Genomic DNA, 22,859 nt, shown 5'->3' with positions numbered 1-22,859 from the left:
AGCATTGACGGTTTTTTCGTTCGGGAGGGAAATCGATGATTACATATCCGACAGAAGCGGTTCGGGAGACGATGGAGAGATGGTTTGGTTTGTTTCCTGTTCTGCGTGAGACTCGTTTGCAAATAACGACTTACGATGAGTGGGAAGTTTGCGAGCTGGAGGTAGGTCATTATGGTACAAGACTGGAAATACATAAAGCAACTGGTTATGTGACAACCTTCCGTCTGGAAAAAGAAGACCAGAAAGCGTTGTTTCATGGCGAGAGAATAAATGCCGAGTCAGCAACTGCTAGAGCAACAGAGGTCGCTGAAAGACTTTACGGGGACCATTTGAAAGAGATGACGAGAGATCGTCTTGCTAGATTGTATAAGGAAAAGGTGTGGAGGCTTTCCTACCGTTATTTCTTTCATGGCATACCGTTTTCAGAAGTGTTTTTGCAGATATGGTTAGATGAGTCAGGGAATTTGACTGAAATAAACTATCGGGGATTTGAAGACTTTGATCGAAGAAATAAGCCGAAAAAACCAAACGTAATGACAAAGGATGAAGCCAAGCTAGCGTATCTTGCTCTTTTTCAAAAAAACATGGTGCTCGTATGCGATGAACAGGATGAAGCGAAGCTGAAGTATATCCCGGATGAAGCAGCATTTCGCGATCTGGCTATTCATGCGGAGACAGGACAGCCCACAAAAATTTTCCAAGGTAGTAGTTCACCCGTACAAGGTAAGTCAGAGGTTATTCGGGTCGCTGGACAGGGACAATCCATTATTCTGGCAACCGTACCGGAAATGGAAGCATGGGTCAAGGATCAATTTCAAACTGATATCACTCATCCTGATATAAAAATGCATACGCTAGTGACACCGAATGAGGATCAGATTATTTTCAATCCAATCAGTGCAAATTATAAATTCTCTCGTGATACCAAGCATCTTGCCTTGCCTCCAACTGTCTATTACACCTGGCCGTTACCAGAAGAAGAAGGGGCAGAAACCGTCTACGATCCTGATTTGGTATGGATCTCACTCAATCAAACAACGAAAGAAGTACTCGCTTTTTCTGTTAATCAAAAAATCGACCATATAGCGCCACGGCTTACGGAGCAGGATGCTTTGCAGATTGGGACGAGCTTTTTGGAGAAGTACATCGATCAGGGAATTACCGAGCTTCACTACAACGAGGTGAGTCGTCTGCGAGGTACGGGAATTACGTATGAGTTTTATGAAAGAAGACAAGGAGTCGTTCTGACCAATCGAATTTACAGGGTGAAAGTGAATCCGTGGACAGGACAGGTAACAGGCTTCTACAAACATGATGCCCGCACAAACAAAATACTACCTGATTTTGACGCATGTATGTCCGCTGAGGAAGCAGCAGAGATATTTCTCGATCAATACGACGTGGAACTGGATTATATCCAAATTGAATACAGACGTCCAGGTAGAAAGGAAAAGGATCAGGTTCCATTTCCAGCTTATTGGCTCAAACACGCGAGTCCTGAGCGTTATAAATATGTGGACGCGATCACGAAAAAGCCATGTCGATGATTTCACTCTCGATAGTAAAATAGCTGGAAACTGCGGATACGATATTTACGTAGAAAGATAATGAAGGGAGAGGATGTATCTGTTTTTTGTTGGATTAACGGCTTGCTTGATCGCATGGATAGCTGGAGGAGTATTGCTGTATCAAGGTGATTATGTAATGGGCGGGGTCTTGATCGGAATAGGCCTTCTTCTATTTATTTGTATGATCATCTTCTATCGTAAGAAGCGTAACAATTGTTCGTTAGATTGCAACTATATTCCAGTTGATTGTCCGGTTCCAGAATGCGGTATACCCGATTGCGATTGCAAGCCAGATTGCTCACATTGAGGTGGCTGATGAAGATCAATATGCAGTGGATTCCATGTCATCGGCGCGCAGATCGTTCCTTATATATAGCGGGTAAAAAAATGCCGCTATGTGCCAGATGTGTTTCGATATTGGCTGGATACTTGATCGCGCCAGTTTTTGTAGGGATGCATCTCGTGACCTCTTACTATTTGATTGGATTGCTTTTACTGCCAATGCTCATTGATGGCTTTACTCAACAATGGAAGTGGCGGACGAGCAATAACAAGCTCCGATTTTTAACAGGGTTTAGCTTTGGTGTCGGACAGTCGTTACTCATTTCCAATCTCGTTTGGTTTTTGGTTGAGAGACTCAGGTGAATAAAATGCGGAATGTTTCTTTGTGTGACGAATTTCAATTTTATGGTAATCCTTTCACCTGGGACATCCCTCCTATATAATACTGATGGGGGGATATTAGTGATCCATTATAAGACTTACATACGTGGTGAAGATTACGAATGGGTGACTTTTGTCCATGGGGCAGGGGGCAGCTCATCGATTTGGTATAAACAACTGAAGGCATACAAAGAGAATTTCAATGTTCTTCTCGTAGATATGCGTGGTCACGGAAAATCTAAAAGCATCCCAGGCAAGCTTTTTAAAACATACAGCTTTGATGATGTCAGCAGAGATATCATAGAGGTTTTAGATCATTTAAAAATCGCTTCCACCCATTTTGTAGGCATTTCCTTGGGGACGATCATCGTGCAAATTATTTCGGAGCAGGCACCAGAGAGAATGCGCTCTATGGTGTTGGCAGGAGCTGTGACACATCTGAACGTCCGATCACAGGTGCTGATTACGCTGGGGAATATGGTCAAGCATTTCATCCCGTACATGTGGCTGTATCGACTGTTTGCATGGGTGATCATGCCGAGCAAGCGTCATAAAGAATCGCGTTCCTTGTTCATCCGAGAAGCCAAAAAGCTTTGTCAAAAAGAATTCAAAAGATGGTTCAAGCTGACAAAAGGCATCAATCGATTCCTGGGTACCCTTTTTGATAAAGAGCCTCCCATCCCTACCTTGTTCATCATGGGAGACGAAGACCATATGTTTTTGCCCTTCGTCCAGATGCGGGTGAAAAAAAGGCAATATGCACAGTTGAGTCTGGTCGCTGACTGTGGCCATGTCGTCAATGTCGACCAGCCGGAAGAATTTAATCGTATCTCCATTGGATTCATTCAAAAGCAGTCGACCTCATCGCAAGGATTGTATGCACTGAATCCAGCCTAGCTCCGCAAGAGTAGAGCCGCAGAAAATGCTTCTGGGGTTCTTTGTTTTTTCTACAGGTTGCGATTGGTGAAGAATAATGTTCCAATGTAGGAAATGGATCAGGGTAATTTACATTCACGAACAGGAGGGAAACACATGTCGATTCAAAATGAACATGATCTGATCTGCTTGAGGCGGATCGGTAGCATTGTGGCAGAAGCAAGAGAGACGATGATAAAAGCAGTGCGGGCAGGCGTAACAACAAAAGAACTCGACCAGATAGGCGAAGAGATCTTGGCGAAGTACGGCGCGCGATCTGCACCGAGTATCACCTATGATTTTCCAGGGCATACATGCATCAGTGTCAATCACATTGTTGCGCACGGCATCCCAGATGATACCGTCCTGCAAAATGGCGATATCATCAATATTGATGTATCGGCAGAGCTGGATGGATATTTTGCGGATACAGGTGCTTCCATCGTGGTAGGGGCAGGAGAAGCGGAGAAACAATCTTTGTGCGAATGCGCCGAGGAGTCGCTGTACAAGGCGTTGGATGCGGCCAAAGCCGGATCGAAGCTAAGCCAGATTGGGCGCATCGTTCATCAGGAGGCCAGGAAAAAAGGCTTCACTGTAGTGAAAAACCTTACAGGACATGGCATCGGCAAAAGCCTGCATGAAGAGCCGGCGTACATTTTGAACTACTACGACAAAAACGATAGACGCTTGCTCGCAGAAGGTCTCGTGTTGGCGGTTGAAACATTCATTTCAACGGGGACGGAATATGTGGAGGATGGCAGAGACGGTTGGGCGATTATTACACCAGATAAGAGTTACGTAGCTCAATACGAGCACACCATCGTCGTCACGAAGGGGAAACCCATTATTTTAACAGCTTGATTACAGGGAGACCTCAGATGGATGAGGTCTCTTTTTTGTGAAAGAAAAACTTGCAGAATACCCAATGATTGTATATTCTTTATGTAAGAATATATGTTCGCGTGTTGTGAAGGAGGCTTCTTTCCGTGAATCGATGCGGTTGGGTGAATCAGGATCCGATCTATATGGATTATCACGATCACGAGTGGGGAGTTCCTGTCTATGAGGATCGTTTGCTCTTTGAATATTTGAATTTGGAAGGCGCTCAAGCCGGGCTTAGCTGGTACACGATCTTGAAGAAGCGGGAAAATTATCGGCGGGCGTTTGATAACTTTGAAGCAGAGAAGATCGTTCAATACGATGAAGCCAAGATCGAGCAATTACTGGCAGATGAAGGTATTGTTCGAAATAAGCTAAAGGTTCGCGGTGTCGTGAAGAATGCCCACGCGTATTTGCGAGTTGTGGAGGAGTTTGGGTCGTTTAGCAGCTACATTTGGGCGTTTGTAGGCGGGAAGCCGATTCACAATCATTTTCAGGAAATGAAGGACGTGCCTGCTTCTACCGAGATTAGCGACAAGATGAGCAAGGATCTGAAAAAGCGCGGTTTTACATTTGTCGGTTCAACGATTTGCTACGCTTATATGCAAGCAGTCGGCATGGTGAATGATCACGTAGCTACGTGTGATCTCTATAGAAGAAACTAGGACGAGCTTACGGAGAGGGGGATGTTGGCATGAACGAAAATGATCTCTTAATCTTAAACTTTGAGGAAGTAAGACGTAGAAGCATCAAAGTATGGAAGGCAATTCCGCAAGATATGCTGCACTGGAAGCCTGACGATAAAGCGTTCACGTGTGGCGAAATGATCCGTCATGTCATGGAAGGTGAGTTTTTGTATCACCAGATTTTGATCCAACGGGGCAGTGCCGCTTTGTCTGCCATTCCCAATCCATATGAAACAAAAGAGTTTTCGACGGTAGAGGAAGATTTGGCATTTGCGAAGCCGTATCGGGAACAATTTCTCAGCTTCGTCAGAGGTCTCTCCAAGACCGACTTGGAAAGTGTCCGCATCGATCGTTCCGATGTAGGCTATGTCCGCACGCTTGGAGACATGCTGCTGCGAATCGCCTATCATGAGTCGGTACATACCGGTCAGCTGCTAGATTATATGAGAACGATGGGCGTCGATCGTCCGAATATTTGGGATTAACAAGAGTAGACAGCCCTTGAGCTTGAGGAGCCAGGCGGTCTATACGCTGTAACCTATGAGCCGATCCCTTTTGGGAACGTCTATTGGAGCAACCGTAGGTGCGGGAACGCCTACGGTTTTATTTTTGTTTCTACTATTTCTCCGAGCTCCTTCTTTATACCTTGCATAATGAGTTGCTGATAAAACTCGAAAAGTATGAGAATTATGTACTTTTAAAGTGTAGGGAGCAATAGTTGTGTAAGGATAATCGAATACTTCAACACAGGCACGATCTCCACTTGAGATCGTGTTTTTTATGTCTTTTTTTTGAGCTTGTGCAGAAGATGGACAGGAAAAAAATCTCCAAAAATCTGGTAGAAAGAACTTGAACTTACAGCATTAGTATGAGATACTTGTACTATAAAGAGAACGAATGTTCCTGTTTTGCGGATGGATGTTCGAAAAAGACAGAAGGTGAAGCATGTGACAGATGAGCAGTTGCAAGAGCATTGCAGAAAAGTACTCAAGAGGATTGCTTGGCGATTGCAGTACGCGGCCAAGAAGCGGTTGTACAGGGAGACGTTCATCCGTGAGGGGATGAGGGGAACGGAAGCGATCGAGGACAACCTGTCGGACCTGTATGTTCAGGAGGTGTTGATGCAGCTCCCTGAAAAAGCCCGGATCATTATCAAGCATGTCGTCCTGCAAGGAATGACAGAAGAACAGGTAGCGAAACAACTAAATATGACGAGACAAGGAGTGAGTAAATGCAAAAACAAATATTTGCGCCAATTGGCCGAGAAGCTGACTCATTCAGCGTAACCCTCCAAAGAGCAAAGTCAGGTGATAATCGGGCCGTACTGACGGTCCTCGACTTTTTGCTCCCGGACATGGAGTATCTTGCAGCTTTTATTAGACAGCCTCGTGAAGAGAGTATGCAAGAAATGAAAACCGCGATGCTCGAAGCAATCCGCAGTGGAGAAGTGATGCTATGATGACAATCGATTACGTGCAGGTGCTTGCTGTTGTCGTGTGCTTTCTAGCTTTAATCGTCACGTTTAAGCAGGTGGATTTGCAGATTCGCATTAACAACCTGTTCAACCTGCAATTAAAGGCAAACAAAGAGAAAAAGAAAGAGCAGCTCGAACAAAAAAAGGAGACCCCGACTGACGATCGGAATCCCCATTGATGGCTATGGGCAAAGAATACAACTGGTGAGTATCCTCTTTGCCCCCTTTTATTATACAAGAAAATGCTGATGCAAAGGAGATACGTACGAAATGATAGAAGCGGCATTAATCGGAGCAGCTGTCTTATTGATCGGAGTTATTATCGGACAGATCATGATGTCTCAAAGATTAAGAAAATGCGCAAGAGTCAACGAAAACCGTTAAGCAGCGCAACAGACTTCATATATACATGACCGAGGGGGAATAGAGCCTTGATCAGCAAAGATGTTTTCATGGAAGCAGTATGCGAGGTGTGTCCGGCGACGTGCTGGGGTAAGAAAGCACATTGCCAGGTTCATGATCAGCATGTGGGAAAAATCGAATCTTGCCCGGAGTGGGACAAGTACTTGCGGGATCAAGAGACAAAAGCGCCCCAGAAACCAGCAGCAGCTAGACCAAACGGCTTTCACCGGCTGAGTGAGCAGGCACCCGAGTTGGATTTTCTCCAGAAAACCGAGGAAGAAATCCGCGACTACAATTACATGCAGATCGAGATCGTCCGTATCCAGCGTTTTTTGCGCGAGGCGGGGGAAGGAATGGTCGCACAGTACGGACTGGATGCAGGCATGCCAAAAGGAAAAGGCATAAACGGAGATAAAACGCATGCGGAGGTCGCACGCCGGGAACGGAAATGGAAGAGGCTGCAAAATCTGCAGGATAAAATCGAACGGATCAACCAAGCGGTAGAGATGATTCCGGGTGAGCAGGAACGATTGGTGGTAGAAGCCTTGTTGGACGGGGATAAGAACAATCTGATTGCCAAAGAAATCGGCGTGTCGCGGCAGCGGTATTATGAGATCAAGCGCAGCGCTGTGATGAAAATGGCACGGGCGATGTATGGGAGCCAAGCTCAACCGACTGGGTAAAAACGTATGGCGAGAAGCTGTCTGAGGAGGACAGCTTCTTTTTATTTTTACAAGTGTGGTATCCGCTGACAAAGGTTGACACTACCTGACACATAGGGTCATTTTCCCGGTTTTTCCTCCGAATCGGTTATACTTGAGTCAAGCGAAACAAGTAAGAGAGATATGAGCCATCCGATGAAGCTGTCGGGTGGCTTTTTATGTACACCGACGACTCAAATGTCCGGCGAGCGGGGAACAAGGCGATTAGCGCCACACGATTTTGCGAGTTCAAAGCCATAGGCTACTCGCTCCCTGCTCGGCGGGCATTTTGCCGTGGATGCCTTGCCAAGTGAAATAGTGGGGGGAAGAAACATGTGACGATGACAGAGAGAAATACCGCAAGTACGGGTGGTGGGAGCGTGACCGATCGTGAGCTGGCTGTTCTGATCGAACTGGTGAAGGAAGCGTATCCAGAGCTGGGGACTGTTGTGAATGTGGACGATTGGATGGCGCAGCGGTTTTCGCCGCCTATCGCGTTTCTTTTGACGCAGGGGGTCCGCGAAGAAGGAAGAAGCCTCACTTCTTATCAAGTGGTCTCAGAAGCAGCCATCGTCCTCCATTATGCAAAGGTAGCGGGTGTGTATCAGCCGCTTTCAGCTGAGCCGTTGCGCGAGCTCCTTCGCCAGAGACATTTCAGCTATCAAGGCAAGACGTCTGGAATGTCCATCGAGATTGACAGCTCCACCATGCGTATTTGGCGGGACAAAAAGGACCGGACAGAAATTGCGTTCCAGTTCACGTACAACGTAGCGGTGCAGAGAGCGGTCACAGACAAAATCAACGAATTTGATATTGAGGGGGTCCGATCATAGTGGCACGAAAAGAACAACAGGCACAGGCAACAGAGCTTGTGCAAACCAAACAAGAGTGGATCAAGAGCGCCGCCTATCTTTGCGCCGAACGGTTCGAGGTAGCAGGTGCTCTTTTTTCTGAAGCAGATGATCAACTACTGGCAGAAGGACAAGTGAAAAACCGACTGACCAAATACAAAGGCGGGGTGTAAGCATGACTATTCAACGTGAACGTCCGGGTGTAACGGTCGAACTGATCGCAAAAGCAAAAGAACGTGTAGTACCGAAGAGCGGTGTCGTATTGGTGCCGTACCAAGCAGAATGGGGTGCGCCAGATGAGCTCGTGAAGCTGGGTAGCTTTGAGGAGCGACTGGCGAACACTTTTGGCAAGGTCGATACCGTGGAGCTGGCAGCAGAGGGCGGAGCGACGATTCTCGCCTACCGCATGACGAATGGCACAGCCACAAAAGCAGCGTATGAGCAGGTCGATGCGATCAGAGTCGAGGCCCTGTATCCGGGTCTGGTCGGTAATCAATTGAAGGTTACCATCACTGCGTCTACGTCCGAGCCAGGCAAAAAAGAACTTCAGGTAGCAGGCCCACTGCAAACAGAGAAGTTTTCGTTTGCCGATGCGAATGAGCTGGCAGCAAAAACGAACCAATCCAATTATGTGCGCGTGAAAAAACTGGGTGAGACTGCCGTTACCATCGTTCCAGAAACAGCACTGACAGGAGCGACAAGCGGTACCGCAGCGCTTACTTCTGCTGATTCGACCAAGCTGTTCATGGCGGTTTCCGGGGCTGATTTTGACGCGATGTATTTACCTTTTGACGATGCGGCGGTACAAGCGGCAGCGAAGCAATTCATGAGCGATCGCCGCAAGCAAAATAAGAAGCTGAGCACGCTGGTCATCGGTGGCAAGTCGGTGGATGACGAAAACATGACGAAGCACATCGAGCGCTCTGTGGCGCAAAATGCCCGTTTTGTCGTCAATAATGCCATTGCCGGTCAGCACAACAACGGGAAAGTATACGGAAGCCTGGAGTGGGCCGCATGGGTAGCAGGCATGATCGCAGCAACACCTGCTCATGAATCGCTGACAGCCGTCGTCGTTCCGTTGAAAAAAGCGCTCAAGGATTGGGGACACACCGATATTTTGAGTGCGCTCGGCTCTGGTACGCTAATCGCGACTCGCGACGGAGATGTGTACATCATCGAGAGCGCCGTTAATACGCTGGCTGTATTGGGTACGCATGAGCGCGAGGATTACGGAAAGATTCGTGTCAGCATGACGCTGGATCAGATCGTCAACGACATCAGCCAAGTCGGCAAGAAATACAAAGGCAAGCTCGGCAACAACGATTTGGGCGGCGCAGTGTTTGTCTCTGCCGTCAACGCGTACCTGACCGTCCGCGAGCAGCAGGGCGCGATTGATACGGGCTGGACGTTTACCGATCAAAAGAACGGCATGGGGGATCGCCGTGGCTTCCTCTTGTCTGCGAAGCCGCTTGATGCCATCGAATACTTTGACATTGACTGGGAGGTGCTGTAAATGGCAATTGCACGCGATATTAAACTGAAGAACTGCCAAATTTACGATGAAAACGGAGACCCGATCTTCGGTACCTTGGAAGGCAAAATGGTCCTCAAGGTAGAGTACGGCGACACGAATCGGCTGCAAAAAGGAAAAATCCAGACCGTCAACGACTGGCATGTTGAAGTGACATTGAAAATTACCGCAACCAACGCTGCGCTGAAATACTACTGCGTCGAGCAGTTGACCCAAGGCAAGACACCAGTCCTCCCATTCCTGATCGGCGAGACGCTGGACAAGGAAGCAGGCAACTCCGAACGCGTCCGCATCTCCAACATCGTGCTCAACCCAGACGAAATCACGTTGTGGGAAGCCAAAGCGGACGGCAACGATCACGCGACATACGACCTGAAAGGAATGTCCATCGACAAGCCGGACTACCTGGATGAATTGCCAACCTACACTGAATAGGAGAGTGAATGGACATGAACAACAACAAACTGCAAAAATATTTGGCTAAAGCCAACGAACAAGCCCAGCGAAAAGAAATCACGGTAAACATCGACGGTGACGAATGGAAGGTTCGCCAGCTGAATTTGTCCGAGCTGCGTGATTGCGAGCGTATGGCTGACAAAGGCGAGAAGACCGATTGGTTCCTGTACAACGATGCTCGCTTGGTGAAGGCCACCGAGCACGATTTCCCTTGGAACCAGGAAGAGCTGAAGAAAGCGTACAAAGTCGGCACCAAGTACGAGCTCGTCGAGAAAATATTCCGCGACAATCCAGAAGGCTACACCAAGCTGCTCAATGCTGTGCGCGAGGTCAATGCCAGCCAGACGGAAGAAGAAGCCATTGAAGAAGCAAAAAACTAATCCGATCTGACGGCGAGGCCTGGCATATTTGCCGTGCTTTTTTGAAAGGCAGGGGCCGACCGTCGGATCTACTAGAGTATGAGGTTGATTTGTACAAGCAGAAGCTGTTTATTTTTGCTTGTCAGATAATTGAGGCGGAGGATGAGGAAAGGGCTGGGGGGTAGGTTCTTCCGGCTTTTTTCGGGTTCCTGCTGGGAGTGGAGAGAAGGAGACATCAGGGGAGACAGGGGGTGAAAGAATGGCAACTGAAAAAGCGAGATTAAAAGAAGCTCGCAAGGAAATGAGCAATATGGTCAAGGAGACAGAAAAGCTCACGAAGGCCATGGGCGAAACCAGTAAAGAGATGCAAAAGATGGCTAGAGAGTTCTCCGAGGGTATGTCGCAGATGCTGCAGGACATGCGAAAGCTGCGTGAGGAAACCAACAAGCTGGACAAAGTGACTGTGAAGCCGAAGATTGAGTTCAAGGACATGATGGGCAAGCTGGGCGAAGTAAAGAAGGAGCTTCTCGGGCTCGGAGGCTTGGTTACTGGAGTAGCTTTGGGAGCGAGTATGGCTTCTGTCACAGACGAAGCGAAGTTAGTCGCAAGAGAACGCGGATATTACGCGGCGAATAAGAAATCAGAAGATGAAATCAGGAAATTTGAAACTACTGCAAAAGAAATGACGATGCTCAATCCTTATATGACTCTTTCTCAGGCGATGGCTCTCATTTCCAAAGGGGAGCTAGCTAACGCTGCAAATGGTGCTCAATACGCAAAGCAAGCAGCACTGCTCAACGTTACGACCAAATTTGCTCCAGAAGATACTGTGAAGATGATGGCGGCAATTGGGTCGTCTACTCAAATACAAGATCCAAAGAACCTGGCAAATGCGATCCAGCATATGAGCATTTATGGTGGGGGCAATGTCAACCTCAAGTTCGTAGAAGCAATGGCGGAACTGAATGCTCAAAAAGGCAATTTTCTTCAAACACCTGAACAAATGGCGACGAGTTTTGAGGCCATGGGTAAGGTTTTGAACGATACAAAGTCATTTAGTATTCTGCGCGAAGGTGCATTGAAACAGTTAACCGCTAATGGCGCATTGACTAGTCAGTTCCAGGCCGAATTTAAGAACCAAGGTATGAGCGAAGAAGAAGCAAAGACCAGGGCTGTAGAAGAGGCGAAAAGGTTAACAACGGCTCTTCATACTGGAGATAAAGACGCTCAGAACATTGCTTTGGCAAAGGTACTGCTATCCACATCCTTAATGAAGGGCGATCAAGTTAAACAACAAGAAATAATGACGACTTTGGCAGGGAGTGGTGGGAAGGAACTATCGTCTAGCTTGGAGGAAATAAAGAAAACCGCTACAGGTGCGAGTGGTTCGAAAGTAAATGAATCCGAGGCGCAAATCGCTTACGATGCGGCTTTCAAAGAGAATGAGTTCATGAAGACGATGCAGGCGCAAGCCACAGCGAAAAATGCAGCGATGGCCGCGGTCACACAGATTGCTAGCGATTTGTCTGGGGTAGCTGTAGCCATTTCGAATGCAACTGAGGGATTTTTTAACTGGTTTAATACTTGGCCGCAAGAGATAAGGGTCGGAGCTGTTTATTTTGTAGGTGCCGTTGCAGCAGCTTCTACGTTGGGGGTAATGCTTACCAGTACAGCTGTAGCCATGAAAGGTTTATGGACGACAACTGGAGGCGTTTTTAGCAGATTTAAAAATTGGTTAGGTGGACGCAAAAAGGGCACTGATGCTGACGCGGGAGGTTCCCATTCAGATTCTGACAATAAAGCACCGGAGAACTCTTCCCTCACTCCTCAAAAAGGTGATTTTGACGCAGGAGGTAAAAACTGTTGCTGCTGTTGTTGTGATGATAAGGAAGAGTTAAATAGGAACAAGAAACCGAAGCCTTCCTTTAAATATAACCCAAAGAAAAAAGGTGCTCCAACGGGCTCGAAAGCAGGAAATAAACCCGATCCGGACGCTGGCGGTACCAAAGGAGAAGCGAACAAAGCTGACGGCAAGGGTAAAAATGGCTCCCCGACTACCTCGCAAGCAGGAAATAAACCTGCTACACATACTGGCGGTGCCCAAGGAGAAGCGGGCAAAACGGACAACAAAAGCAAAAACAGTGCCCCAACTGCTTCACCGGCAGGAAACCAACCAGGTCCGGATAGTGGCGGCCAACAAGAACAAGAAGTAGATGGGAAAGCTACCAACAAAGGTGGCTGGAAAAGAATGCTTAAAGGAGGACTCAGACGAGTACCTCTACTAGGAACGGTATTAGGCATCAAGGATATAATAAACTCAGAAAACAAGTTGGATACTGCAGCAAAAGTAGGGGCAGAAACCCTTGGTGGTTGGGGAGGAGCCGCAGCGGGAGCGGCTACTGGAGCAGCGATCGGTTCAATTTTACCTGGCATAGGTACAGCAATTGGTGGTGTAGTCGGCGGCCTTATTGGTGGTATGGGAGGTTCATATGCTGGTGGCGCTCTATACGACGGAGTTAAGTCGTGGTGGAATAAACCTTCTAGAAAATCAAAGAAAAGGCAAAGCTCAACACCGACGGGTCCTTCGGTTCCAAATCACTCACCCGTCAGCAACACTCCAGAAAAGCCGCAATCTGTCATCATTAACATTCCACAAATCACAATCCCACTTCACGTACAAGGCGTCCTGCAGGATATCCCGACCATGTTGAAAATGCTTAACGACCCGTCTGTCGCCCAAAGGATTAAAGACATCATCGAACGCTCACTGCTCGATGCACTAGAGACGAGGGGAGGGGTAACGACATGATCCGGCTGCAAGGCAAATATAGGCTGACGTTTCCGGTCACACCTGCGGAAATCCAGTTTCGCGGCTACGGCAATGACATCGAAAGCACGACATCCATTACGTTATTAGCGGGCAATCGCATCTCTTCCAGACGTCCGAAGTCCATCTCCTTTGACTTCTTTTTACCCGGAGACAGTACGGCCCCCTATGTCGAGGTGCAGGGCTATCAAGGCCCGAGACAGTGGCTAGCCGGATTGGATCGCTTAACGGGTACTGAGGTACTTTTGACCATTGACGAGCTCGATTTGGCTTGGAATGTACTTATAGGGCCATGTGACGGCAAGTTTCTTGGGAAAAACGTCGATTTTCACGGTTCGATTGAGCTCCTGTTGTTTGTCAAAGATGAATTCATTACGTGGAGCAATCAGACACAGCTTCTATCCCCAGGTGCCGTCATCACGAAACAGCAGCCAGCTCGTCCGAATACGAGCGGGAAGATAGCCAAGAAGACGCAGAAACAGCAAGCAGCTCCTCGCATAGACAGCAAAAAATCCGAGGACAAGCGAAGAGAGATTAAGGAAAAGATTGAGAGAGAAAACAGAATGTAACGGAGGGCAGATGAAATGAAAGTCATTTACGGAAAAGAACAGACCCGCTATGACCTGACCCCGGCCGTTACCGAGCTGTCCTGGTCATCATCGAGGGGACAAATCGCCCAAAATTGTGATGTGAGAATCAAGGAAGGCCCGCCGCTGCAATCGGCGGGTTTTTTAATGCTCTTTGCGGGTGCAGAGCTCAAAGAGTCCCAGCAGCTTTTCCATGGCCCGTTGGTTCGCTTCGACAGAGATGATCGCACAGGAGACTTATCCGCATCAGCGTACGAGCTGGGCTGGTATTTGCAAAAGAACGAAGTCTCCAGACTCAAGCTGGACGGGGACGCAGGGACAGAGCTTGCGCGAATCATTAAGGGTGCCGGAATCAGTTTTAGCTGCCCGGCGTTCGGTTTTACAATCAAGGAGAGAATCTCATCCCAATCCTATACGTCCCTCTTTACTTCGCTGACTGAGCAGGCCTACGAAAAGACAGGCATCCGCTATTTCGTGCAATACCAGCGCGACAAGCTGACGGTACTCCCCGAGGGGAAGAACAGCATTATCCCGATGTTCAAGGCGAGCTTGCTCACGAGCAGTTCAACGGGTGAGAGCATCGAGGATGTATACACCGTCGTGACAGTCGAGCGTTACCGGGATGATCGGGTCGTGAGCAGTGCAACGAAATCAAACGATAGCCTGGTCAAACAAATCGGGCGCATGCAAAAAGTCATCGACGCAGGTGAGGATAAAAACGTAGCTGGATTAGCAGCCAAGCAGCTTGCAGAGTTGTCCAAAATCCCCAAGACACGCTCCATTTCGGTCAGGCACGAGGATGAAAATGCTGCTAGGCTACGCGCGGGCTGGCTCATCAAGATCATGGAAAAAGACAACAAAACCATCACGGATTGGATCGTCACCAACTGCCAAGCACGCTGGCAGGGCGGACAATACACGATGGATCTCCAATTGGAAAGGAGGACGTAAGGGATGCATTCAGTTATCGCAAAACTGAGAGGGCATGCTCAGGATGGGATCGAGAATACGCAAGGGGAATTCGGCAAACTTTTGTCTCTATCTCCCCTGTCTGTAAAGCTGGACGAGGACCCGACACCCTTGGAGCCTTATGAGCTGTCGGCACTGCGTTCTGCCCAATTGAAGCCCGAAGATGTGGGCAAAAAAGTAGCCCTGTTGCGTTGCAACAATGAGCAATACCTCCTGCTTGGGGTGGTGGAATGATGTTTCCTGAGCTGAGCGGTGACGAATCGATGTTGATGCAATCCTCTGATAATCCGATCCCATGGACGTACAAATTCGATTGGGTCACCAGGCAGTTTTTGATAGGGCCAGATGGTCGATATTTGCGCACTGCCTCCTACGCAGAGTATTTGGAGGAGGCGGTAAGGAAAATTTTATATACTCGTCGCTTCCGTTATGAGATTTACTCTGAACGATATGGTGTTGACTTTTCCTACGAAACGGGGAGGATGCGTTCAGGGATTTCGCTAGCCACGGTCAAGATACAAGCACAAGAAGCGTTGGAGGCTCACAGTGAGATTGAGCGCGCCGAAGTAGTAGACATCAATTACGAGGGGAATAGAGTCATTTTTTCACTGGAGATAGAAGGAGTAAGAGGCACAACAAGAACGGAGGTGGCCGCATGGCAAAGATAAGACCGCCCAAACCGCAAATGCCATTACTGCGTGAATCGCCGGACCATATTTATCAACGGATTGTCAATCGGGCGACTGCATATGCGCGGGCAAAAGGGGAGATGCCGCCGCCAACAGAAGAAGGAGAGATGTTTTATGACATGTGGTACCCGCTGGCAAGCGAATGGGCAGAGCAGCAGCAAATACAAGAGTACGAGTTTTTGCAAGCCTTCCCGGTGTGGGCAGATGGAGAGTTTTTGGAAGCACATGGTTACGCCGACGGTGTCGATAAAAAGGATGGCGAAGACACAGAAGCTTATCGAGACCGAATTCTGGAGAAGAAGCGTACCGAGGAAGGTACTGGTCGCGTAGAGGATTACGAGCGGTGGGCTATGGAGATTGAAGGCGTCGGTGGGGTAATAGGAATAGAACACGATCGAAACGATGTATCTATTGATTTGTATCTCACGAATCAAAATGGTCAGCCTGTTACGCCAGAATTTGCAGTAGAGGCTCGCTATAAATTAGAAGCAAAACGAGTCGGCGGTCACGATCTTCACTGTTATCCCGCCGAGACATTCGCAGTAAACATTCAATTCAAGCTGATCATGAATGACGAATCAAAGAGAGCGGACGCGATCACACAGATTACTAGTCAAATCAAAGCGTATTTGAAAGGGCGAACTACCATCGTGTATCAACAGCTAGGTGCACTCTTTTGGGTGGATGGCGTTGCGGATTACACGGACTTTACTCTTAACGGTGCCACAGCAAACATCAATAAACCAAACAAGGCCGTCTCTTCACTAAATTTAGTGGTGCTGCCATGATTCCACAAAGATATTGCGAAATGCTCCCTCCCTATTGGTACGAAAATCACGTAGCAGATACGCATTTTCAAGCTACCGGTGGTGAGATTGATTACCAAAAAGAGAAGAGCAAGGACGTACAGAATCAATTTTTGCTCCCCTATGCTACCTGGGGGCTGGATATATGGGACTGGATGTTTTTCGGATACAAGCAGCAAGGAACAGATGAAGGACGCCGACTGGCTATACGTAGAAAAAATCTGGCAAAATCCAAATTCACAATCCCGAATCTCATGCTAATGGGGAAGCTGGCAGGAGATATAGTCCAGATTCATGAAGATTTTATCAACAAAATGATGACCTTTGAATTCTCAGATCAGGATGTCGTATCGTTAGTTCAGTTGTCAAAAGACTTTTCGCGAATGCGGCCGGTTCATGTCAAACAAATGAAATCCCTCGTCAAATCTGTAGCTGAGAATATCAGTGTCATGGGAAAAGCTAGAGCTCATAACATTGATTTTTTAGTGTGTGGAACGTTTTATCCAGAGGATGATTTGGACGGACGCATTTATCGTGAGTCCATAGCGATCTCAGAGGCAGTTCGACACCACACAATCGATTATTGTTTAACAAATATGTTTTACGCCAGTCAGGAGGTGTAACCATTGGCAATTGTTCAACAAAAGCTTGTGGAGTTACTCCGTGATAGCCTTAGCAACCATGTAGCGAGTGCCCTTGTCAACGTGAACGGTGCGATTAAGGCATATCCTATTCACAAAACAACGATAAATGGGCTAAAGGTAACCAAGTATATTTTTTTAAACGATGTGCAAGCGCAGGGACAGATACACAGCGCGTCTCTCGTTGACAGCACTGGCAACACTTTGGCCAATAAACCATTGAACATTACAAAAGGTGACAGCGGTTTGCTGATCGCTTTTGAATTTGAAGTGAAGTTGGAGGTGAGTGCTTCATGAGTTATCAGAAAAATGTGTGGGTGGATCATGTTGTTGATCCGGTCACGGGAGAGGTTGTTCAGCAGGGGACGAAGTTTACGGCAACGCGTGCAAATAATTTCGAGCAGGGAATTGCCGATGCACACACTCTTGCCGAGACGATCGCCAATACGTTCGGCGGTAGTTACGTCACTGCTATGAACGGCCAAGTCCCTGGGCTCGTGTTTTCTTCAACCGGACTGACAGCAAATTATACAGCAGGGATTGCTTATGTGAATGGTGTACAGTTCAATATCTCAGCAGGTTCGATTACGCTGAATCCCACTCAAGGTCAATACATTTATGTAGATGCAGATGGGGGGGTGAAGCAGACGAGTTCTCAAGCTGTTGCAGAGGCAAAATGTTGGTTGTGGTATTTTGCTACAGATGCAAGCAAAGTTACTATTTCAACGGATCACAGGAAGATGATTAATCGCTCGACCTTTGCGAAAAAGTCGGAACTAGACGCCACGAGTGCGATTGTCACGGATCATGAAAAGCGGATTGATTCGTTGGAAGCGCAAACGTTGAATAGTCCGAAACAGCTGGCAACGTTGAAGCACGGTTTACGGATGGTGACGACAGATCGGGCTACGCCGGTCGATATTGTGAGTGTTAAAGGGCGGACGCTTGTTAATTTGGCAGGTACAAAAACACATAGAACAACCGGAGATGTCAGTACAGTTTTAACCCCTCCTGCAAATACGTTGATGGATAACGCAGTTGAACAAAATGTAAAAACACCAAACACATCTGAAGGATATATCATAGTTACGGATGTAGCTAATAGATTTATATTCAGGTCGAGCAAATACTATATGTTTATGGCTGATATTAAACTTAATTACAGAAAATCAGGACTTGGTATTGTCAAATTGGGTGGAGAAAATGGCATAGGTGCAACTCCTATTGATATGTCTAATTATGGTGGCTGGCAAACGGTAAAACATAAAGTTCATATCAGGGACACTGACATACATTCAGGTGTTATTGCGGGTATATGTTATGCAGGTGGCGTTTTTGCAGAAGCAGAATTCGATATTAAAAATGTAAGAATCTATGAAATCGATAAAACTACGTATGACCGGATTGACAACGATCCTGAATACACAGGTGAAAAACTAGCCGAGAAATTCCCATACGTCGATGCCGTCCAGCATCTGCAAAATCCCACATTCGTCAAGTACGGCAAAAATCTGCTGCCACCGTTTACTGAGTGGACACTTCATGCGAATGCAAAAGTGGTCGAACCGTACAAATTGCAATTGGATGCAACAAGTGTTAATCAATACAGTGTTGTTATATTACCTGGCTTGCCTAACCAACCGTATACACTTAATGTTCCTGGATCTTCAAGTAGGGTTTTCTTTGCTGAATGCTTAAACGAGACTGGCAATTGGCTAACAGGGACAGCAGGATCGCAGGGTCAGCCAATTACCTTCATGTCTCACCCAGAGACAAAGCAAATTAAGGTATATGTCCATTCTACTGGTGCAGGAACATATACCTTCACCCACCCACAGTTAGAACTAGGCAACGTTGCCACATCATTCGTACCAAAAAATGACGAGTATCTTTACTTGAGAACGGCTCTTGCTTCAAACCTGGATGGCACGGTTCACGACACGATTTTCGAACGTGAAGGGAAGATATTCAAGTTAGCACGATTCAAAGAGATCATACTGGACGGGTCCATAAATTTTAACCTACAAGCAGACAAAATTGGTCATAAAAATATTACTGTTTTGTCAAATGGTACAGTAGAATGGGGGGCAGTTCATGGTACGAAGTTCGATGGTAGTATACTTGATAACATAACTATTGGAGGATTCGATATCGCTGATAATGCGTACATGACTGGTGGGGGATTATACCTTACAGTCAAAGATACCGACTCAGGCTGGGGGGAAGGTTACAATCCATCAGTTGCAGAAATTAAAGCATTCTTTAATGGCTGGGTCATGCATGATGAAAGAAATGTTAATCTCCCATATACGTCGGGAAATAGACGTTGGAGAAAACTGATATTCCCACCTGGAGATGGGCAGGTAGGGGTTGATTACAATGTAGCAACTACTCCTACAACCATTGTACCAGGCTTCACCCCTTACAAACTCAGCTATCAACTCAAAGAAGCTGTCGAAGAACCGATTCAAGTGGAAGGCAGCCTTTCTTTCCATGAAGGCCCAAATGCTATTGAATTGAGTGAAGGGGTGATTGCTAGAGAGAACACTAAACCTGATATTCACGTTAACTTAGATAATACCATTTCATACTATATTAATTTTCCACCGCCTACTAATAGTGCATTGGAGAATAGAGTAGGAAAGATATTGGGTATTTTCAAAAATGGTGTCCTCGATCCAAAATGGATTATTGACCGCAGTGGTTCCTTTACAAACGGAAGAGAACGTGCTTTTGTGCCAGAAGCGAATTACGATAAAACAGCAGATTATACTGTAACCTACGTCATACTGGACAAATACAGACTTACCGGCCCGGCTATCGAAGCATCGATACAATACGCAACCAGCGACAAATCTGTACTAAACGAAGTCGTGCAGCAGGTTTCAGACAACGAGATGCGCCTGTCGGTCGTTGAGACGACATATGCTCGGAAGCAGCAAGGGCAATGGATTGCACCAGTGATGTTGAATGGATGGGTAAACGACAATCAATATAACACAGACATAGGCTATCTAAAAGATGAATTCGGCTTTGTCCATTTGAAAGGACATATAAAGAACGGGAGCCAAACGCCGTTTTCACCAATCTTCAAATTGCCAATTGGGTACAAAACCACTAAAAATGTAGCCAACATTCTCTCTTCTCACAACGGAACGAACGAAGTGATAGGTAAAGTTCTAATCCATTCCAACGGAGAAGTGCAATTCGTAGCTGGTTCTAATTATTTGTATATTTTGGATGGCATCATGTTCCATGCCGAACAGTAAGGAGGGAAAGTATGCTAATACAAGTAAATAAAATCGACCAGGAGGGGTTCTTTTTAGAGCCTGTCCTTTTTGATGCAGAGCAAGTAAAAATGCACGATGCTGGGGCAATTTCACTCGGTATTGACATCGTCAGTGAGCTAATTCCAGAGGGCATGTACAAACCAAAATGGAATGGCCTACAGTGGGAAGAAGGCCTAACACAACAAGAGATCGACGCAATCAAAAGCAAGCCAACGCCTCCAACAGAGCTTGAAATCATCGGTCAACAGATGGTAGAAAAAGAACTCCAAATCATGGGATTGCAGTCCGTCAACTCTCAGCTCGGTAAATCCATCGAGAACCTTGAACAAAGACTATCTCAAGGGGGATTGTAGCATGACAGACTTTCAAAAATGGAAGTATTACTACGATCGCGGCTGGGCAAATGATTCTCAGCTCCAACAGGTTGTATCCTTTGGTAAGATCAGTGCGGAAGAGTTCGAGACAATCACTGGTAAAAAGTATACAGCCTAGGCGTTCTTTAAAATCAACTGGCCCCGTCCTCAGCGGGGCTATTCCTTTTTCCCAAAAACCTAAAACAAGGAGGAGACACACGTGAAACCCCTACACAGCCTAGAAAGCATCGCAACCCCAGCAAACGCTTGGGCGACAACAGCAGGTGCCATCGTGTCGCCTGCCTTTCACTATCTATACGGCACCAACCGCCAAGACATCCTAATCGTCCTCTTCTTCATGATCACCCTCGACTGGATCACAGGCATCTCCGCCGCCAAAAAAGACCAATCCTACTCCTCCGACTACGGCCTGTCCCGAATCCCCCGCACCCTATTCCTCATGTCCCTCCCAGCCGTAGCCAACCTCCTGGACCGCGTCATGGGCACCCCAGGCTTCTTATTCTACGGCGTCACCTTCGGCCTCATCTACCACACCTGGAACAGCCTGACCGCCAATGCCCACCGCGCAGGCTGGCCGATGCCCAAATCCGTTGAGAAATTAGTCAGCGCCGAAATCAAGGCAAAGGCCGAGCGCGCCAAACGAAAGGAGCCCTAGTAATCAATGAAAATCACCGAGATGCTACTAACGAACGTAAACGCCCGCCCCAAAAAGAAGATTACCCCCAAAGGAGTCGTCATCCACTGGACAGCCAACGAACGCAGCGGGGCAAACGCCGTCGCCAACCGCAACTATTTCAACAAACCAACGACAGTCGCAAGCGCCCACTACATCGTGGATGACAAACAAATCATCCGCTGCCTGCCCGAGAACGAGATGGGCTACCATGTCGGGGCGAAAACTTATTCACAGGCAGCCTTGACCAGACTGAGCACCTACCCGAACAACTGCACGATTGGAATTGAAATGTGCGTCAATGCAGATGGAAGCTTTGAGAAAATGTACGAGCAAACCGTGGAATTGACCGCAGATATCTTGAAAAGACATGGCTGGGGAGTCGAGCACCTGTGGCGTCATTACGACATTACGGGGAAAAACTGCCCGGCCTTTTTTGTCGTTAATGATACGGCTCAAAAATATACAGGAATGCTGGCGAAGGACGCATGGGCAAAGTTTCAACAGGATGTCCACAGGTTTCTCACAGCTTATCCACAAAAACCACAGCCTGATGTGGATAAGTGCATGGTTGAACTGACACTTACTTCAACAGGTAAGCTAATTGATGATGTTTCCTATGTGCCCATCCGGATGATCGTGGAGGCAGTGGGTGGAGTCGTGGAATGGGAGCCTGCCACGCAAAAAGTAACCGTGAACGGAAAAGAATTAACTTTTGTAAAAGACCAGGGAACTACCTACGCGAAAGCAAGAGAACTGGCTGCCTTACTCGGATTGCAAGTGGAGTGGGACGAGCCAAGAAAAGCAGTGGTATTGAAGAAATAACGGAAAAAGCCGCAGATCTTGTCTGCGACTTTTCCCATACATACTTTTACCCAATCCGAATCTGAATCATATCCGCTGCACTCAAAACAGCACTAGGCTTCGTCTCTTGCTCATTCAAACGAATCTGTCCGTCCTTGATCTTGCGGACAATCTGACTGCGGCTCCAGCCTTCTATCTGCTCTGACAGTAGCTTGTCGAGGCGGAAGCGGGCCTCTGTGCATTCAATTCGTATCGTCACTTCCTGAACGCCTTTTTCCTGGTATTCAAGCAAGGGGAGGGTAGGTAGTGGGGCGATCTCTTCACCAAACTCCGTATCTGGCACCTCCCGATGATCTGTGAAGGCTTTGTAGATGGCCAGCTTTTCGTTCCACGTATGATTTTTCTCGCATTTATAGATAGCGAAGCGATAGATGTTTTTGCCGTTTGCGTTGTGGCGGCGGATGTTGGTATCGAAAAAGAGGACCGTTCGTCCGCAATTGCTGCAGTATCGCCGCACAGGCTGATTTTCCTGATTGTCGCGTAATACCCACGTATGCTCAATGGTATGCATAGTCCTTCACCTCGTGTAGAAAGTGAAAGGAACGCACCTGCTATTTGGATGTCCTGTAGGGCAGACCTGTTTGTGGACACAAAAAAACGGAGATTCCCCATAGCGAACCTCCGTTAGGATCTACACCTACAGATTTCGTTACG

At 47.3% G+C, this 22,859-nt stretch carries 29 protein-coding genes; 28 read left to right on the top strand and 1 reads right to left on the bottom strand.

The window, feature by feature from the left end; genetic code table 11:
- Window positions 1-35: 35 nt before the first annotated feature.
- From AB1L17_RS10940 to AB1L17_RS10805, 28 genes are all read left to right on the top strand, one after another.
- Window positions 36-1,547 carry a YcdB/YcdC domain-containing protein gene (locus AB1L17_RS10940; RefSeq protein WP_412844832.1) on the top strand — a complete coding sequence of 504 codons (1,512 nt, stop codon included), beginning with the start codon at window positions 36-38 and terminating at the stop codon, window positions 1,545-1,547.
- 336 nt (window positions 1,548-1,883) lie between these two features.
- Window positions 1,884-2,213 carry a DUF2085 domain-containing protein gene (locus AB1L17_RS10935; protein ID WP_412844833.1) on the top strand — a complete coding sequence of 110 codons (330 nt, stop codon included), beginning with the start codon at window positions 1,884-1,886 and terminating at the stop codon, window positions 2,211-2,213.
- Window positions 2,214-2,312: 99 nt separating this feature from the next.
- Entirely contained in the window at window positions 2,313-3,128 is an 816-nt protein-coding gene (locus AB1L17_RS10930) for an alpha/beta fold hydrolase (RefSeq protein ID WP_412844834.1), read from the top strand.
- Window positions 3,129-3,263: 135 nt separating this feature from the next.
- Window positions 3,264-4,007, top strand: a complete 744-nt coding sequence (map, locus tag AB1L17_RS10925) for a type I methionyl aminopeptidase (RefSeq protein ID WP_412844835.1) — start codon at window positions 3,264-3,266, stop codon at window positions 4,005-4,007.
- A gap of 125 nt (window positions 4,008-4,132) precedes the next feature.
- Window positions 4,133-4,690 (top strand): DNA-3-methyladenine glycosylase I, encoded by a 558-nt coding sequence (locus tag AB1L17_RS10920; protein WP_412844836.1) that lies wholly within the window; start codon window positions 4,133-4,135, stop codon window positions 4,688-4,690.
- A 29-nt stretch (window positions 4,691-4,719) separates the two neighbouring features.
- Complete coding sequence (locus tag AB1L17_RS10915) at window positions 4,720-5,196, top strand: DinB family protein (protein ID WP_412844837.1); 477 nt, start codon at window positions 4,720-4,722, stop codon at window positions 5,194-5,196.
- Window positions 5,197-5,658: 462 nt separating this feature from the next.
- Complete coding sequence (locus tag AB1L17_RS10910) at window positions 5,659-5,997, top strand: sigma factor-like helix-turn-helix DNA-binding protein (RefSeq protein ID WP_412844838.1); 339 nt, start codon at window positions 5,659-5,661, stop codon at window positions 5,995-5,997.
- Window positions 5,943-6,170, top strand: coding sequence for a hypothetical protein (locus AB1L17_RS10905; RefSeq protein ID WP_412844839.1), 228 nt, complete (start codon window positions 5,943-5,945; stop codon window positions 6,168-6,170). The genes AB1L17_RS10910 and AB1L17_RS10905 overlap by 55 nt, the downstream gene beginning before the upstream one ends.
- The gene (locus AB1L17_RS10900) at window positions 6,167-6,364 is read left to right on the top strand and encodes a hypothetical protein (protein ID WP_017251814.1); all 198 of its coding nucleotides are present in this window, start codon (window positions 6,167-6,169) and stop codon (window positions 6,362-6,364) included. Before AB1L17_RS10905 ends, AB1L17_RS10900 begins: the two co-directional genes overlap by 4 nt.
- A gap of 252 nt (window positions 6,365-6,616) precedes the next feature.
- A complete protein-coding gene (locus AB1L17_RS10895) occupies window positions 6,617-7,270 on the top strand; it encodes a hypothetical protein (protein ID WP_412844840.1) in 654 nt (217 codons plus the stop codon).
- Window positions 7,271-7,629: 359 nt separating this feature from the next.
- Complete coding sequence (locus AB1L17_RS10890) at window positions 7,630-8,121, top strand: hypothetical protein (RefSeq protein ID WP_412844948.1); 492 nt, start codon at window positions 7,630-7,632, stop codon at window positions 8,119-8,121.
- Entirely contained in the window at window positions 8,121-8,312 is a 192-nt protein-coding gene (locus AB1L17_RS10885; RefSeq protein ID WP_412844841.1) for a hypothetical protein, read from the top strand. Before AB1L17_RS10890 ends, AB1L17_RS10885 begins: the two co-directional genes overlap by 1 nt.
- Window positions 8,313-8,314: 2 nt before the next feature.
- Complete coding sequence (locus AB1L17_RS10880) at window positions 8,315-9,652, top strand: phage tail sheath subtilisin-like domain-containing protein (RefSeq protein ID WP_412844842.1); 1,338 nt, start codon at window positions 8,315-8,317, stop codon at window positions 9,650-9,652.
- A complete protein-coding gene (locus tag AB1L17_RS10875) occupies window positions 9,653-10,105 on the top strand; it encodes a hypothetical protein (protein WP_412844843.1) in 453 nt (150 codons plus the stop codon).
- A gap of 14 nt (window positions 10,106-10,119) precedes the next feature.
- Window positions 10,120-10,506, top strand: coding sequence for a phage tail assembly chaperone (locus AB1L17_RS10870; protein ID WP_412844844.1), 387 nt, complete (start codon window positions 10,120-10,122; stop codon window positions 10,504-10,506).
- Window positions 10,507-10,744: 238 nt separating this feature from the next.
- On the top strand, window positions 10,745-13,294 hold the full coding sequence (locus tag AB1L17_RS10865; protein WP_412844845.1) for a glycine zipper domain-containing protein: 2,550 nt from the start codon (window positions 10,745-10,747) through the stop codon (window positions 13,292-13,294).
- A complete protein-coding gene (locus AB1L17_RS10860; protein WP_412844846.1) occupies window positions 13,291-13,881 on the top strand; it encodes a hypothetical protein in 591 nt (196 codons plus the stop codon). The genes AB1L17_RS10865 and AB1L17_RS10860 overlap by 4 nt, the downstream gene beginning before the upstream one ends.
- A gap of 15 nt (window positions 13,882-13,896) precedes the next feature.
- Window positions 13,897-14,850, top strand: coding sequence for an XkdQ/YqbQ family protein (locus tag AB1L17_RS10855; protein WP_412844847.1), 954 nt, complete (start codon window positions 13,897-13,899; stop codon window positions 14,848-14,850).
- Window positions 14,851-14,853: 3 nt separating this feature from the next.
- Window positions 14,854-15,102, top strand: a complete 249-nt coding sequence (locus tag AB1L17_RS10850) for a hypothetical protein (protein ID WP_007727547.1) — start codon at window positions 14,854-14,856, stop codon at window positions 15,100-15,102.
- Window positions 15,102-15,536, top strand: coding sequence for a DUF2634 domain-containing protein (locus AB1L17_RS10845; RefSeq protein WP_412844848.1), 435 nt, complete (start codon window positions 15,102-15,104; stop codon window positions 15,534-15,536). The genes AB1L17_RS10850 and AB1L17_RS10845 overlap by 1 nt, the downstream gene beginning before the upstream one ends.
- Complete coding sequence (locus AB1L17_RS10840; RefSeq protein WP_412844849.1) at window positions 15,524-16,345, top strand: baseplate J/gp47 family protein; 822 nt, start codon at window positions 15,524-15,526, stop codon at window positions 16,343-16,345. The genes AB1L17_RS10845 and AB1L17_RS10840 overlap by 13 nt, the downstream gene beginning before the upstream one ends.
- Window positions 16,342-16,986 carry a hypothetical protein gene (locus tag AB1L17_RS10835; protein ID WP_412844850.1) on the top strand — a complete coding sequence of 215 codons (645 nt, stop codon included), beginning with the start codon at window positions 16,342-16,344 and terminating at the stop codon, window positions 16,984-16,986. The genes AB1L17_RS10840 and AB1L17_RS10835 overlap by 4 nt, the downstream gene beginning before the upstream one ends.
- Before the next feature lie 3 nt (window positions 16,987-16,989).
- Complete coding sequence (locus AB1L17_RS10830; RefSeq protein WP_412844851.1) at window positions 16,990-17,301, top strand: hypothetical protein; 312 nt, start codon at window positions 16,990-16,992, stop codon at window positions 17,299-17,301.
- A complete protein-coding gene (locus tag AB1L17_RS10825) occupies window positions 17,298-20,273 on the top strand; it encodes a hypothetical protein (protein WP_412844852.1) in 2,976 nt (991 codons plus the stop codon). Before AB1L17_RS10830 ends, AB1L17_RS10825 begins: the two co-directional genes overlap by 4 nt.
- Window positions 20,274-20,284: 11 nt before the next feature.
- On the top strand, window positions 20,285-20,647 hold the full coding sequence (locus AB1L17_RS10820; RefSeq protein ID WP_412844853.1) for a YomQ N-terminal domain-containing protein: 363 nt from the start codon (window positions 20,285-20,287) through the stop codon (window positions 20,645-20,647).
- A 1-nt stretch (window position 20,648) separates the two neighbouring features.
- Entirely contained in the window at window positions 20,649-20,786 is a 138-nt protein-coding gene (locus tag AB1L17_RS10815) for an XkdX family protein (RefSeq protein WP_412844854.1), read from the top strand.
- Window positions 20,787-20,867: 81 nt separating this feature from the next.
- A complete protein-coding gene (locus tag AB1L17_RS10810; RefSeq protein ID WP_412844855.1) occupies window positions 20,868-21,323 on the top strand; it encodes a phage holin family protein in 456 nt (151 codons plus the stop codon).
- A gap of 6 nt (window positions 21,324-21,329) precedes the next feature.
- Window positions 21,330-22,166: an N-acetylmuramoyl-L-alanine amidase gene (locus tag AB1L17_RS10805; protein WP_412844856.1), complete on the top strand. Its 837-nt coding sequence runs from the start codon at window positions 21,330-21,332 to the stop codon at window positions 22,164-22,166.
- Between the two features lie 46 nt (window positions 22,167-22,212).
- On the opposite strand, the gene AB1L17_RS10800 is transcribed toward AB1L17_RS10805, so the two are convergent.
- Entirely contained in the window at window positions 22,213-22,716 is a 504-nt protein-coding gene (locus AB1L17_RS10800) for a S4 domain-containing protein (protein WP_412844857.1), read from the bottom strand.
- Window positions 22,717-22,859 lie beyond the last annotated feature (143 nt).

It is taken from the genome of Brevibacillus jepli (assembly GCF_047229145.1).
Taxonomy (GTDB): Bacteria; Bacillota; Bacilli; order Brevibacillales; family Brevibacillaceae; genus Brevibacillus.
The sequence above is the reverse complement of the archived record's forward strand: the minus strand, read 5'-3'. Positions and strand labels throughout refer to the sequence as shown.

What these genes read in the sequence shown, in the direction of transcription:
- AB1L17_RS10900 (WP_017251814.1), top strand. Translation starts at nt 6,167, where the DNA reads ATGATGACAATCGATTACGTGCAGGTGCTTGCTGTTGTCGTGTGCTTT.
- AB1L17_RS10835 (WP_412844850.1), top strand. Translation starts at nt 16,342, where the DNA reads ATGATTCCACAAAGATATTGCGAAATGCTCCCTCCCTATTGGTACGAA.
- AB1L17_RS10875 (WP_412844843.1), top strand. Translation starts at nt 9,653, where the DNA reads ATGGCAATTGCACGCGATATTAAACTGAAGAACTGCCAAATTTACGAT.
- AB1L17_RS10890 (WP_412844948.1), top strand. Translation starts at nt 7,630, where the DNA reads ATGACAGAGAGAAATACCGCAAGTACGGGTGGTGGGAGCGTGACCGAT.
- AB1L17_RS10935 (WP_412844833.1), top strand. Translation starts at nt 1,884, where the DNA reads ATGAAGATCAATATGCAGTGGATTCCATGTCATCGGCGCGCAGATCGT.
- AB1L17_RS10800 (WP_412844857.1), bottom strand. Translation starts at nt 22,716, where the DNA reads ATGCATACCATTGAGCATACGTGGGTATTACGCGACAATCAGGAAAAT.
- AB1L17_RS10940 (WP_412844832.1), top strand. Translation starts at nt 36, where the DNA reads ATGATTACATATCCGACAGAAGCGGTTCGGGAGACGATGGAGAGATGG.
- AB1L17_RS10815 (WP_412844854.1), top strand. Translation starts at nt 20,649, where the DNA reads ATGACAGACTTTCAAAAATGGAAGTATTACTACGATCGCGGCTGGGCA.
- AB1L17_RS10905 (WP_412844839.1), top strand. Translation starts at nt 5,943, where the DNA reads ATGCAAAAACAAATATTTGCGCCAATTGGCCGAGAAGCTGACTCATTC.
- AB1L17_RS10840 (WP_412844849.1), top strand. Translation starts at nt 15,524, where the DNA reads ATGGCAAAGATAAGACCGCCCAAACCGCAAATGCCATTACTGCGTGAA.
- AB1L17_RS10805 (WP_412844856.1), top strand. Translation starts at nt 21,330, where the DNA reads ATGAAAATCACCGAGATGCTACTAACGAACGTAAACGCCCGCCCCAAA.
- AB1L17_RS10855 (WP_412844847.1), top strand. Translation starts at nt 13,897, where the DNA reads ATGAAAGTCATTTACGGAAAAGAACAGACCCGCTATGACCTGACCCCG.
- AB1L17_RS10860 (WP_412844846.1), top strand. Translation starts at nt 13,291, where the DNA reads ATGATCCGGCTGCAAGGCAAATATAGGCTGACGTTTCCGGTCACACCT.
- AB1L17_RS10820 (WP_412844853.1), top strand. Translation starts at nt 20,285, where the DNA reads ATGCTAATACAAGTAAATAAAATCGACCAGGAGGGGTTCTTTTTAGAG.
- AB1L17_RS10865 (WP_412844845.1), top strand. Translation starts at nt 10,745, where the DNA reads ATGGCAACTGAAAAAGCGAGATTAAAAGAAGCTCGCAAGGAAATGAGC.
- map (WP_412844835.1), top strand. Translation starts at nt 3,264, where the DNA reads ATGTCGATTCAAAATGAACATGATCTGATCTGCTTGAGGCGGATCGGT.
- AB1L17_RS10915 (WP_412844837.1), top strand. Translation starts at nt 4,720, where the DNA reads ATGAACGAAAATGATCTCTTAATCTTAAACTTTGAGGAAGTAAGACGT.
- AB1L17_RS10880 (WP_412844842.1), top strand. Translation starts at nt 8,315, where the DNA reads ATGACTATTCAACGTGAACGTCCGGGTGTAACGGTCGAACTGATCGCA.
- AB1L17_RS10845 (WP_412844848.1), top strand. Translation starts at nt 15,102, where the DNA reads ATGTTTCCTGAGCTGAGCGGTGACGAATCGATGTTGATGCAATCCTCT.
- AB1L17_RS10850 (WP_007727547.1), top strand. Translation starts at nt 14,854, where the DNA reads ATGCATTCAGTTATCGCAAAACTGAGAGGGCATGCTCAGGATGGGATC.
- AB1L17_RS10870 (WP_412844844.1), top strand. Translation starts at nt 10,120, where the DNA reads ATGAACAACAACAAACTGCAAAAATATTTGGCTAAAGCCAACGAACAA.
- AB1L17_RS10825 (WP_412844852.1), top strand. Translation starts at nt 17,298, where the DNA reads ATGAGTTATCAGAAAAATGTGTGGGTGGATCATGTTGTTGATCCGGTC.